The organism is Paeniglutamicibacter sp. GQ140 (assembly GCF_059759235.1).
On the sequence record NZ_JCAXDW010000001.1, the window covers coordinates 482103 to 493813 of the forward strand.

The 11711-nt window shown below is 64.0% G+C and carries 11 protein-coding genes; 9 read left to right on the forward strand and 2 right to left on the reverse strand.

The genetic code is table 11. The features are described from left to right. Positions 1-110 precede the first annotated feature (110 nt). The gene (locus tag AC6CHY_RS02200) at positions 111-1052 is read right to left on the reverse strand and encodes a carbohydrate ABC transporter permease (RefSeq protein WP_217387207.1); all 942 of its coding nucleotides are present in this window, start codon (positions 1050-1052) and stop codon (positions 111-113) included. A gap of 398 nt (positions 1053-1450) precedes the next feature. On the opposite strand from AC6CHY_RS02200, the gene AC6CHY_RS02205 reads away from it, so the two are divergent. Together AC6CHY_RS02205 and AC6CHY_RS02210 are read left to right on the forward strand one after the other, a co-directional pair. Further along, a complete protein-coding gene (locus AC6CHY_RS02205; protein ID WP_498225269.1) occupies positions 1451-2632 on the forward strand; it encodes a mandelate racemase/muconate lactonizing enzyme family protein in 1182 nt (393 codons plus the stop codon). Positions 2633-2747: 115 nt separating this feature from the next. Beyond that, positions 2748-3923, forward strand: a complete 1176-nt coding sequence (locus AC6CHY_RS02210; protein WP_498225270.1) for a glycerate kinase — start codon at positions 2748-2750, stop codon at positions 3921-3923. A gap of 34 nt (positions 3924-3957) precedes the next feature. Here AC6CHY_RS02210 and AC6CHY_RS02215 read toward each other — a convergent pair whose 3' ends face one another. Continuing rightward, complete coding sequence (locus tag AC6CHY_RS02215; protein ID WP_498225271.1) at positions 3958-4905, reverse strand: LysR family transcriptional regulator; 948 nt, start codon at positions 4903-4905, stop codon at positions 3958-3960. 101 nt (positions 4906-5006) lie between these two features. Here AC6CHY_RS02215 and AC6CHY_RS02220 point away from each other — a divergent pair, with 101 nt between their 5' ends. The 7 genes from AC6CHY_RS02220 (at position 5007) to AC6CHY_RS02250 (ending at position 11676) form a co-directional block, all read left to right on the forward strand. After that, complete coding sequence (locus AC6CHY_RS02220; protein WP_498225272.1) at positions 5007-6335, forward strand: glucarate dehydratase family protein; 1329 nt, start codon at positions 5007-5009, stop codon at positions 6333-6335. After that, positions 6332-7351 (forward strand): 2-hydroxyacid dehydrogenase, encoded by a 1020-nt coding sequence (locus AC6CHY_RS02225; RefSeq protein WP_498225273.1) that lies wholly within the window; start codon positions 6332-6334, stop codon positions 7349-7351. Before AC6CHY_RS02220 ends, AC6CHY_RS02225 begins: the two co-directional genes overlap by 4 nt. Positions 7352-7518: 167 nt before the next feature. Continuing rightward, on the forward strand, positions 7519-7971 hold the full coding sequence (locus AC6CHY_RS02230; protein WP_498225274.1) for a hypothetical protein: 453 nt from the start codon (positions 7519-7521) through the stop codon (positions 7969-7971). After that, positions 7968-8591 (forward strand): DUF2238 domain-containing protein, encoded by a 624-nt coding sequence (locus tag AC6CHY_RS02235; protein ID WP_498225275.1) that lies wholly within the window; start codon positions 7968-7970, stop codon positions 8589-8591. The genes AC6CHY_RS02230 and AC6CHY_RS02235 overlap by 4 nt, the downstream gene beginning before the upstream one ends. Then, on the forward strand, positions 8588-9331 hold the full coding sequence (locus tag AC6CHY_RS02240; RefSeq protein WP_498225276.1) for a glycosyltransferase family 2 protein: 744 nt from the start codon (positions 8588-8590) through the stop codon (positions 9329-9331). The genes AC6CHY_RS02235 and AC6CHY_RS02240 overlap by 4 nt, the downstream gene beginning before the upstream one ends. 214 nt (positions 9332-9545) lie before the next feature. Beyond that, positions 9546-10148, forward strand: a complete 603-nt coding sequence (locus tag AC6CHY_RS02245) for an NADPH-dependent FMN reductase (RefSeq protein ID WP_498225277.1) — start codon at positions 9546-9548, stop codon at positions 10146-10148. Positions 10149-10350: 202 nt separating this feature from the next. Then, complete coding sequence (locus AC6CHY_RS02250; protein WP_498225278.1) at positions 10351-11676, forward strand: MFS transporter; 1326 nt, start codon at positions 10351-10353, stop codon at positions 11674-11676. Positions 11677-11711: the final 35 nt, after the last annotated feature.

An 11711-nucleotide genomic window follows, 5' to 3' on the forward strand; every position in this document is an offset into this window, starting at 1 on the left:
CGCGCGGCAGCCGTTCCTCATCCAGCGCGGCTTGGGCTGCGATCAGTTCGAATTCCTCGTCCGTGCCGGTGGCCGCCTTCCGGTCATCGGTGACCGGGGATTTGATTTGCTCAGTCATCGTAGAACACCCAATACTTTGAAGCTAGGAAGTTGATGGCCGTGAACGCGCCGACAATGACCACGAGCAGCCAGGCAATGGCCGAGGCGTAGCCCATGTCGAATCGTCCGAAGCCCTGCTGGTAGAGGTAGAGCGTGAAGAACATGGTGGAGTCGGAGGGCCCGCCCTTGCCGCCGGAGACGATGAAGGCCTGGGTGAAGGACTGGAAGGCCCCGATGACCTGGAGGACCAGGTTGAAGAAGATGATCGGGCTGATCATCGGCAGCGTGATCGTGATGAACTGGCGGAACTTGGACGCGCCGTCGATCGACGAGGCCTCGTAGTACATCACCGGCACCTGGCGCAGGGCGGCCAGGAAGATGATCATGGGCGAGCCGAAGGTCCACACGTTGAGCAGGATCAGGGTGCCCAACGCGGTGTTGGGGTCAGAGATCCAGCCCGGTCCCTGGATCCCGACCATGGCCAGGAACTGGTTGACCAGGCCGCTGGTGCCGAAGATCTGCTTCCACAGCACGGCGATGGCCACGGAGGATCCGAGCAGCGAGGGCAGGTAGAAGATCGAGCGGTAGATGGCCAGGCCGCGCATCCCCCGGTCCAGCAGCATTGCCACGCCCAGGGCCAGCGCCAGCTGGAGCGGAACGCCCACCAGCACGTAGATGAAGGTGACCTTCAGCGAGTTGTGGAGCCGGGCGTCCTCCATCATCCGCACGATGTTCTCGAAGCCGCTCCACACCGGGGCCTGCAGCAGGTTGTAGTCGGTGAAGGAGAGGTACAGCGACATGAACATGGGTCCGATGGTGATGGCCACCAGCCCGACCAACCAGGGCAACAGGAACCAGTAGGCGGCCTTGTTGTCCTTGTGCTTGATCTTGATCTTGGTCTTGCCCCGGCCGGGACTCGTCTTCAGCCGGGAGAGTTCTCCGAGCGCACTCATGAACCTGCCTTTGTTTTGGTGCCGCGGGCAGGAACAGCGGCCCTGCAGAGCGGAAGATGGACGTTCGACATGCACGGCCTCCTGATTTGGGAAAGCGGTTTCCGGGGTTGCATCAACACTAAACGCAGCACGATGTGACGTCAAACACCCTAGGGTGAATTCCCGGGGCGAACATTCACCTTTCCGGCCCGCGGGGCCGCCCCGAACCCGCTTTTGCCCCTACTGGACAAAGCAATCCGGGGCCCGGATTGTCGCCCATGCCTTTATGGCATCAACCCATCCACATTTGGTCCTAGACAGCAGTGGGGCCCGACCCTATATTCGGGTGGTGTGGGATGCACCCATCTCCGCCCGGCAATCTGCCCCGCAAAACCCATCCTTCACTTGGAGCCTTCCCCATGCCAGAGACAGATCCACGACCGGAACAATTCATTGAGTCGGTGGAGCTGCTCCGGGTGCGCATGCCCTTCAACGCGGCCCGCAGCGCGGAGCCCGGAGACGAGAGCGTTGACGAATTCAATGCCTCGTCGCACACCTTCACGTCCATGGAATCGCTCATGGTCAGGGTCAGCACCAGTGAAGGGTTGATTGGCTGGGGAGAGGCCTTCGGGCACAAGGTCAACGACGTCACCTGGGCCGCCCTCGAATCGCTCGTCGCCCCGTTCTACCTGAACAAGCCCGTGGATCCGGAAGCGCTCAACGACCAGGCGCAACGTGCCTTCCATGCCTTCGGCCGCACCGGCCCGGTCCTCTATGCCATTTCCGCGCTCGACATCGCGCTGTGGGACATCAAGGCGCAGATCGCCGGAAAGCCGTTGCGGAAATTGCTCAACCCCGCGGCCCGGAACAGCGTCGGCGCCTACGCGAGCCTGGTGCATTACGGGGAAGATCCGGCAGAGGTGGCCCGGCAGATTTCCCGCGCACAACAGCTGGGCTTCGAGGCCTTCAAGCTGCACGAATCCAGCTACCCGGCCATTGCCGCGGCCCGCACCCAGGCGGGAGCCGACGCCCCGCTGATGGTGGACGTCAACTGCCGGTGGAATGAAACGGACGCGGCGGACGCCATCGACTCGTTCCTGCCGTTGAATCTGCGCTGGCTGGAGGAACCACTGTGGCCGCCGGACGACGTCGAGGGCCATCGCCGCCTCAACGCCCGGGGCATTGAGCTGGCCGGTGGCGAAAACGCCTCCGGAGCCGAGGCCCTTGATGCCGCACTGGCCGCCGGTGCCCTATCCGTGGCCCAACCGAGCATCGGCAAGATCGGCGGATTCAGCTCCATGCTGCGTTACCTGTTGCCCCGCACCGACGCGGCCGTGGTGGTTCCCCATTGCTTCTACTACGGACCGGCACAGGTGGCCACCGCCCAGTTCATTGCCGCCATGACCGGCGAGGTCCAACTGGAGGCCCCGCTGCTCATCTGGGACGAGCACCTGCACCCACTGCATGCCGCCCGGGCAACCGTGGAGCTTCCGGATACACCGGGCCTTGGATTCGCCCCCGACGCGGAAGTTCTCGAAAGGTATCTGGTGGACCGGCTTTTGCTGGGCGCACCGCAGCGCGCGGGACTGGGCGGGCAGTAGCATCGGCACGTTCGGCACCTGCGCCCGCGAACCGCAAGGCTGCCGCATCTCCCGCCTCCGGCCGCGGACATGACGCCATGACTGGATCACTCCCCCAAGACCAAAGGCCCGCCCCATGACTCACGACGAAAAGAAACACCTTCCAGCGCTGTCTATCGCGATAGTCCCCGATTCCTTTAAGGGCAGCGCCTCGGCCGGGCCCGTCGCCCAGGCAATGGCCCGCGGCGCCCGGGCGGCGGCACAGGCCTCCGGGCGCTCGGTCTCGATCAGGACGCTGCCCTTCGCTGACGGCGGCGAAGGGACCCTCGATGCCATCCTCGATGCATGGGCCACCGAGGCCCGGACCGTCGCCACCACCGACGCCCTCGGACGCGCGGTCACCGCCCGCTACGGCCTGTCACCCGACGGTGCCACCGCCATCATCGAGGCGGCCGAGGCCAACGGCCTGCCTGCCGTCAGCGACGTCCCGCTACGACCGCTGGATGCCACCACCTTCGGCATCGGCGCACTGGTCAACCAGGCCCTCGACGCCGGCGCCACGGACATCGTGTTGTGCATCGGCGGATCGGCCACCACCGACGGCGGCACCGGATTGCTCAACGCCCTGGGCGCCCGCTTCCTGGATTCGGAGGGCACCGAGCTGCCTCCGGGCGGCGGATCGCTGCTGGACCTGGCCTCCATCGACGCTTCCGGAATCGATCCGCGTGCACTCGCCGTGTCCTGGAAAATTGCCTGCGACGTCACCAACCCGTTGGTCGGCGAGCGCGGCGCGGCAGCGGTGTTCGGACCCCAAAAGGGTGCAAGCCCGCAGGACATCGAAATCCTGGATGCCGGTCTTCGGCGCCTGGCCACTGTCATTGGCGAGGCCACCGGCCGTGAGCTCGGCGAGGTTCCGGGCATGGGTGCGGCAGGGGGTTTGGCCGCCTCGCTGGCGGGGTTCTGCGAGGTGGAACTAGTCCCGGGCTGGGAGCTCGTGGCCCAGATCCTGAATGCCCGAGAGATCCTGGGAAGCTCCGACCTGGTGCTCACCGGCGAAGGTCGCCTGGATTCCCAGTCTCTGCACGGCAAGGTGGTCAACGGGGTGCGGCTGGCCAGCCGCCCGGAGACGGACGTGATCGTGATTGCCGGCAGCGTTCAGCTCAGTCCCGAGGAGTTGGCCAACGCCGGCATCCTGGCAGCCCATTCGATTGCCCCGGGTCCGGCCACCCTGAAGGAACTGAGCGAAGATGCCGTGGAGCTAATCGCGCGGACCAGCTACAGCGTGGTGCGCACGTATCTTGCAAACCGCTGACGGACGAGGAACGCCGGTCGCTCCCAGTGCGGGCTCAAGATGATTCCTTCGGTCCCGTCGATTCGTCGGGTTCCCCGGATTCCGGAGTGAGCGAATCGAGGAAGATCTTGCGCAGCATGTCCGCCGCCGGGTTGGTGGACGACTCGTCCCACGCCAGGTACATATCCGAATGGTTGAGGTTCGACAGCCCGTTGGCCCCGGTGATTTCCTCAAAGACCACGCCGCGCGGGGCGAACTCCATGGCGGTTGCCGGTACCAGCGTGACGCCCAGACCCGCAGCCACCAACGCCAACAATGCCGGAATCTGGCTGGCAATCTGGGCAATGTTCGGCCGGGCGCCGACCGAGTCGAAAAGCCGGAGCACCAGGTCATAGAAGTACCGGGCCTCCCCCGTGGAATACATCATGAGTGGCAGGCCAACGAGTTCCTTGATGAACACTCCCTTCCCCGTGGCCAGGTCGTGGCCCTCCGGCAGCGCCACCACCAAACGATCCTTCTTGACGAGCTGGGTGACCACACCGGGGCGGGTGACAATCGGACGCAGGAGCCCGATATCGATCGAGCCCTTGCTCAGCGCCTCCAGCTGCTCAACGGAGACGGCCTCACGCAGCACCAGGGTGACATGCGGCAGGTGTTTGGAGGCCTGGCTCAACAGGTCAGGAAGCACTGCCTGGCCGGCTACGGCCGTGTACCCGATGACCACGGTCCCCGCGTCACCCGTGGCCACCCGGGACACCTCCAAGCTGGTCTTCGAGCTCAAGTCGAGGATTCGCCTGGCATTGGGCAACAACACCCTGCCCGCTGCGGTGAGCTCCACCCGGCGGGAGTTGCGAATGAAGAGCTGGGCCTGGAGCTCGCGTTCAAGGAGTTGGATCTGTCGACTCAGCGGAGGCTGGGTCATGTTCAGCCGCTCCGCCGCGGCACCGAAGTGCAATTCCTCGGCCACCGCCACGAATGACTCGAGCTGGATCAGCGAAAACATCGATTCACTCCTTGAATGATTGGTTCTCTTATTTGGCTTGGACACGCATCTTTGCAAGCACCTAGGGTGAGTCTAGCCACACCAATGATACGGAGCCCCACATGTCGGAATCTGGACCAGACTTCTCGCTCGCAACACTCAATCCCGAGGCCACTGCCTCAAACAGTTCCATCATCACCGAGATCAGCGTGACTCCCGTGGCGTTCTCCGATCCCCCGCTGCTGAACTCCGTGGGCGTGCACGAGCCCTTCGCGTTGAGGGCCATCGTGGTCATCCGCACCGAGGAGGGTCTCTACGGCCTGGGGGAAACCTACGGCGACGAAGCCCACGTGGCACGGTTGAACCGGGCAGCCTCCATGCTGGTGGGCGCGGACGCCTTCAACATCAACCAGGTTTCGGCCCTGGTCACCGAATCCCTGCGCGAGGACTCGGGTCTCGGCGGGCATGGCACCGGCGGCATGGTCACCACCACATCCCTGGAAGACAGGGTCCTCTCGGCCTTCGATGTGGCCTGCCTCGACATCCAGGGCAAGGCACTTGGAGTACCGGTCAGCATGTTGTTGGGCGGAGCGGTGCGGGACGAGGTCGCATTCAGCGGCTACCTCTTCTACAAATGGGCCGGACACCCGGGCCATGCACCCGATGTCTGGGGCGAGGCGCTGGACCCGGCGGGAATCGTGGCCCAGGCCCGCAAGATGGTCAGCGACTACGGCTTCACCGCCCTGAAGCTCAAGGGCGGGGTCTTCGAACCGGAGATCGAGGCGGCCACGATCGAGGCCTTGCGTGAGGCGTTCCCCGAGATGCCGCTGCGCATCGACCCCAACGGCGTGTGGACCGTTGAGACCGCGATCAAGGTTGGGCGGCGGCTCGAGCCGGTGTTGGAATATCTCGAGGACCCATGCCTGTCCATTGCTGACAATGCGGCGGTCCGCACCGCAGTGAACCTACCCATCGCGACCAACATGTGCGTGGTGTCCTTCAACGACGTGCCCCCGGCCATCGCCGCCGGCGCCGTGGACGTCGTCCTCTCGGACCACCACTTCTGGGGAGGCCTGAGGCGCTCGCAGGCCTTGGCCGGCATCGCCGAGACCTTCAAGCTCGGCCTGTCCATGCACTCGAACTCGCACCTTGGCATCAGCTTTGCCGCGATGATCCAGCTGGCCGCCGCCACCAGGAACATCGACTACGCCTGCGACACCCATTGGCCCTGGAAGTTGGCCAGCGATGATGTCATTGTTCCCGGAGCCTTGAAGATCGAAGGCGGCTCGGTGCGAGTTCCCACCCGACCTGGACTCGGAGTGGAACTCGACGAGGAAGCGCTGGCCCGGATGCACCAGCAATATCTGGATTGCGGGCTCACCAAACGCGACGACACCACCTACGTGCAGAGCATCCACCCGGATTTCCAGCTCACCACCCCGCGCTGGTGAAGCCCATTCGTATCGTCGTCACCGACCCCATCATCTCCAGATTCGCGGACCTGCTGCAGGAAACCGCCCCCGGGAACGACTGGGACTTCGTTGCCGACCTTTCCTCCGAAGCACAGTCCGCGGCCATCGCCCGTGCCGAGGTGCTGGTGTGCGCCAAGCTCAGTGCCCGTGATGCTTCCGCCTGCACCGCCGGATTCGTGCACATCACCGGCGCCGGCGCAGACCGCGTCGCCGTCGCCGACCTCCCCATCGAGACGGTGATCGCCCGGACCTCCCACCATGAACGCTCAATCGCCGAACACATCCTGATGGCGGTGCTTGCACACCAGCGGCGGTTGCTGTCCGTGACCGACCAAATGCGTTCCGGATCCTGGCGCTCGGTGGCCACCGAACCTGGCACTCCCCTGCACCGGACCCTGGATGAACTCACGATTGGCTTCGTGGGACTCGGCGGGATCGGAACCGAAGCCGTGCGCATGTGCACCGGGCTGGGAATGAGAGCCGTTGCCGTGCGCCGGAATCCCGAAGCGGCGGAAGCACCAGGAACCAATCTCCAGTGGGTCAAGGCCATGGAGGACCTCCCCGAACTTCTGGCGGCGAGTGACGTGGTCGTCCTTTGTCTGCCGCTCACCGAGGAAACCCGCGGGTTGATGGGAACCGAGCAATTCGCACGGATGCGCAGCGACGCCCTGCTGATCAATGTTTCTCGCGGACCGATCATTGCCGAAGAGGCACTGTACGCGGCGCTTCGTGAGGGAACCATCGGAGGTGCGGCCTTGGACGTTTGGTGGGACGCACCCAACGGCACGGAGGCACCCGAGACTGTTGGCCGCTTCGCGGCCCTCCCGAACGTCATTTCCACCCCTCACCATTCCGGCCACGCCCTCCAGACCTTCGTGCGTCGCGCGACTGAAATCGCGCAGAACATCAACCTTTTCAAGAAGGGACGACCACCAAGCAACACCTTCGATCGCGTCCAGAGTGCGGCACCCTTCAAATCGCTTCCGCTCGCGTAAAGTCACCGGCAGCAAGGCGGTAAGTCTGCCTGAAGCAGGGAGCTCCCCCGGCACGCCGCAGGAAGTGACCCACGGCCGGCGGGCATCTCCCTGTGCGATTGGCTGACTTTTACTACGTGGTGGTTTACGCTCGCCACGTAGCGAAACCATCGGAGAAGGGACCTTCAATGAGTCATGATCGTGAAAATCCAAGTTCCGGGCATACGGTGCCACCGAACACGTCGAAGGAAACCATCGATGCATTGGGAAAACTCTCCGAAGCGCTCGAAGTCGTGGAAGATGCCCGTGGAAGTCTGTATCGGTTTCATCGTCTGACAGGCAGGGCAGACCTGGCCCTGGGCGAAGCCGTGGACATGTTCAAGGATGCAGGGTACGAAGATATCGCCCGCAAATTGCAGGACACCATGGTGGGGCGCAATGTCTTGGAAGGACGATGGACCTTCCAGGTCATGGAGGAATACGACGATGGGTACTACAAAGATTTCAAGACACTGGAGGAAGAGATTCGCCAGCAGCTCGTCGAGGGTCGTCGTCACCTCTTTGAGGCGCAAATGAAGGAAGATCGCCGAACTCACGGGCAACGCCATCACGAAGCCAGTCCACCGGAGGAACCATTGTGAGCAGGTTGCCCGCAGCCACTAACCCGCGGGTTTCCCTGCCGCTTCTCAAGGAACCGGCGAGCGCGTACGAGCAAGTCTTCGTTCCACACCTCGGTGATGCCTTGCGGTTGGTTGCCCTGTTGGCCATTCCCGCGGCGTGGATCGTTTCGGGTCCGCTCTCGGCACTGACGATGCTGCTGGTGTCCGGCGGGACGTGGGCATTGCGCTACTACTCCTCGTCCCGGAGTGAGGATCTCGCGGGCCAGATCGTGTTGCTTCTTGGTGGGGCATTCAGCGTGCTGGGCACCTACAGGGAAGTCGAATGGCTGGATCTCGTAGTCCACTTGCTGATGCTGGCGGCCTTGACCAAGACGCTCGCCAACATGCTGGTCCACCATGCGATGTTGCCGGATGCCTCAAACCGGCGCCAGGCAACAGGATTCTTGGTGGTCGTGACGGGATTGGGAGTCCTGCTCGCCGTGCTCTGGGAAATCGGCGAATGGGCGGGCCACACCTTCATCAACCCGGAAGTCGGAGTCGGCTATGAAGACACGCTCGGGGATTTGGTTGCTGGTTCCCTGGGGTCGCTGATGGCCGCATTCTGGTTCCATCGCTCGACCCGTTTTAGCAGGCCATCATGAGTACGCTCAGCGTGGTGGTCCCGGTACTAAACGATGCTCAGCACCTGCGAGTACTCCTTGACCTGCTGGCCCGGCAATCAAAGTCGCCGGACGAAATCATCGTCGTCGACAACGGATCAACCGACGATTCCGTGTTCTGGGCCCAAGCCGCGGGCGCAAGGGTGATCCACCAACCTCTGCCCGGAATCCTGGCGGCTGCCGCTGCGGGCTACGAGGCGGCGACGGGCGAGGTCATCATCCGTTGCGACGCCGATACGCGGCCGCCGAGCGACTGGGTGCGCCGGATCGACGAGCATTTCACGCGTAGCGGCGAACTGGATGCGTTGACAGGTCCGGGGCGTTTCTATGATCTGCCGGGCTTCATGGGTGCGATGGCCTCGTTCTTCTATGCTTCGGCATATTTCATGGGTATCGGCGGAGCCGTCGCCCGCGTGCCGCTCTGGGGGTCCAACATGGCGTTCCGCCGCGAAATCTGGCCGGCGGTGAGCGAGCAACTGGATTTGGGGAACCTGGATGTTCATGATGACTTGGAGTTCACCTGCAAACTCGAACCCGGCGCCGTCACCCGATTCGACAGGAAGGTGCGGGTTGGAGCCGCCGGGCGAATTTTCTCCAGAAAGGGCGGGCTGCGTGATTCCGTCGGCGTGGCGCTGCGCACCCTGGAACTCAACGGCGCTGCGACAGGGGTGCGGCGACGCTGGCGCCGGAAGCTAGGTGCCGGGCGTCATGCGACGCGGTGAAAGATTCCTGCTTGTGCTCCGCGAACGGGTCGCGGAGCATCTGATCCAAGGGTCGGACGGACGGCGGCCATTCGATTCCGCGAATCGGTGAATGCTGCCAAGTTGTCTGGCACCAGCGCCCGGGCCAGGCACACATGCAGCAGGCATGCGCGTTCACCGGATATTTGCCAACTAACTATGGACGGCTCTGCGGCCTCCGTGTTGGACTGTCCCCATGACTAACTACAACATTGGTTATTTCGTCGGTTCCTTGTCCACCAACTCCATCAACCGCACCCTTTCCAAGGCGTTGATCAAGCTGGCCCCGGACAACCTTCAATTCACCGAGATCTCCATCAAGGATCTCCCGTTGTACAACTACGATTTCGATGCCAACTACCCTCCCGAGGGCACCGCATTCAAGCAGTCAGTCGAGTCCTCGGATGGCCTGCTGTTCGTCTCCCCCGAATACAACCGTTCAATCCCCGGCGCACTGAAGAACGCCATCGACTGGGGTTCACGCCCGTGGGGTGCCAACTCCTTCGCCCGCAAGCCCAGCGGCATCATCGGCGCATCGGTCGGTGCCATCGGCACAGCAGTCATGCAGTCGAACATGCGCAGCGTGCTCAGCTTCCTGGACGCCCCGCAACTGAACTCCCCCGAGGGTTACATCGCCTTCAAGCCGGAAATCTTTGATGCCGAGGGCAACGTGTCCGACAGTGGGACTGCGGAATTCCTCGGCCACTACATGAGCGAATTCGCAGCGTTTGTCGAGCGCGTACTGGATGCCAATGCCGAAGGGCACATTGGCGACCTGGACCCCGTCGAGGCGCCATAGCAACAGCCACCACCGAAAAGGGCTGGGATCGGGTTCGCCCGATCCCAGCACTCTGTCGTTCAGGTGACTTCCGGGCGCATAGGGCCTCGTGACACTTTTCGGCCACCCGTCCAAAGTATGAAATTGTGGTTTGACCGATGACCCCACCGAGAGAGCTAAGCCCTTGACACTGCCTATGCCACCCGCCGGCCCTTCTCCCGACGTGGCGCGGAGCAAAACACCTCGAATCCACCGGGCCTGGCTCGTGGCTGCGGTGACGGTTCTTGCCCTGATTGCGGCCGCCGCCTTCCGCTCCACCACCGGGGCGTTCTTTGAACCGCTGGAAGCCGAATTCGGCTGGACGCGCTCCCAGCTTTCCACCGCGGTGACCATCAACCTCGTGGTCTACGGCCTGGTGGCGCCGTTCGCGGCGACGCTGCTCGAACGGTTCTCGATGCGCTTCGTTGCCGCCCTGGCCCTGGGCTTGGTCTCGGCCGGCGCCGGGCTCGCGGTCTTCGTTTCCGAGGTGTGGCAGCTCTGGCTCCTGTGGGGCGGACTGGTGGGAATCGGCACAGGTGCCATTGCCCTGGTGTTCGGTGCGGTGGTGGCGAACCGCTGGTTCGCCGCGCGGCGCGGACTGGTGATGGGAATCTTCTCCGCGGCCAACGCCTGCGGCCAGCTGATCTTCCTCCCCACCATCGTGCATCTCACCGGACTCCACGGCTGGCGCACCGCCTCACTGCTGGTGGCGGGCTTTGCGCTGGCCATCGTTCCCCTGCTGTTCTGGCCGTTCGCCAACAGCCCGGCCGAGGCGAAGACCACGCCCTACGGTGCCGCCGATGATGCGGAGGCCACGACGGCAACGGCCAAGGCCCGCCCCGCCGGCAACGCCATGGCCGAGACCTTGGGGGTGCTCCGCCATGCGATGAGGTTCCGGGCATTCTGGATCCTGGCGTTCACGTTCTGGATTTGCGGCTGGTCGACCAACGGGCTGATCCAGACCCACTTCATTCCCGCATCCCACGACCACGGCATGCCGGCGACCACCGCCTCCGGGCTCCTGGCATTGATCGGCGTCTTCGACATCATCGGCACCATCGCCTCGGGCTGGCTGACCGACCGGGTCCGCCCGTGGCTGTTGCTGGTCTTCTACTACGGCCTGCGCGGGGCATCGCTGCTGACAGTCCACTCGCTTCTCGGCCCCACGGTGGAACCGGTGCTGTGGATCTTCATCCTCTTCTACGGGCTGGACTGGGTGGCAACCGTGCCGCCCACGGTGGTGCTGTGCCGGCAATACTTCGGCCCGGTGCGGGCTGCTGTGGTCTTTGGCTGGGTCTTTGCCTTCCACATGGTCGGCGCTGGCGTGGGCGCGCTCACCGCGGGGATCGGCCGCGACCTCTCGGGTAGCTACCTGATCGCCTGGATCACCGCCGCAGTTCTCTGCTTCCTCGCCGCCGCCAGCCTGTTCCTGCTGCCGGGCTCGCGGAAGGCCGTTGAGGCGGAACCCGAAAGCGTCCCCGACGAACTGGATCCCTCGCGCGTGGACTAGACACCAAGAAGGCCGGCCCGCGATCGCGGGCCGGC

Bases quoted from the DNA above. Each gene is read 5' to 3' on its own strand.
- AC6CHY_RS02200 (WP_217387207.1), bottom strand. From the start codon at position 1,052: ATGAGTGCGCTCGGAGAACTCTCCCGGCTGAAGACGAGTCCCGGCCGG.
- AC6CHY_RS02205 (WP_498225269.1), top strand. From the start codon at position 1,451: ATGCCAGAGACAGATCCACGACCGGAACAATTCATTGAGTCGGTGGAG.
- AC6CHY_RS02210 (WP_498225270.1), top strand. From the start codon at position 2,748: ATGACTCACGACGAAAAGAAACACCTTCCAGCGCTGTCTATCGCGATA.
- AC6CHY_RS02215 (WP_498225271.1), bottom strand. From the start codon at position 4,905: ATGTTTTCGCTGATCCAGCTCGAGTCATTCGTGGCGGTGGCCGAGGAA.
- AC6CHY_RS02220 (WP_498225272.1), top strand. From the start codon at position 5,007: ATGTCGGAATCTGGACCAGACTTCTCGCTCGCAACACTCAATCCCGAG.
- AC6CHY_RS02230 (WP_498225274.1), top strand. From the start codon at position 7,519: ATGAGTCATGATCGTGAAAATCCAAGTTCCGGGCATACGGTGCCACCG.
- AC6CHY_RS02240 (WP_498225276.1), top strand. From the start codon at position 8,588: ATGAGTACGCTCAGCGTGGTGGTCCCGGTACTAAACGATGCTCAGCAC.
- AC6CHY_RS02245 (WP_498225277.1), top strand. From the start codon at position 9,546: ATGACTAACTACAACATTGGTTATTTCGTCGGTTCCTTGTCCACCAAC.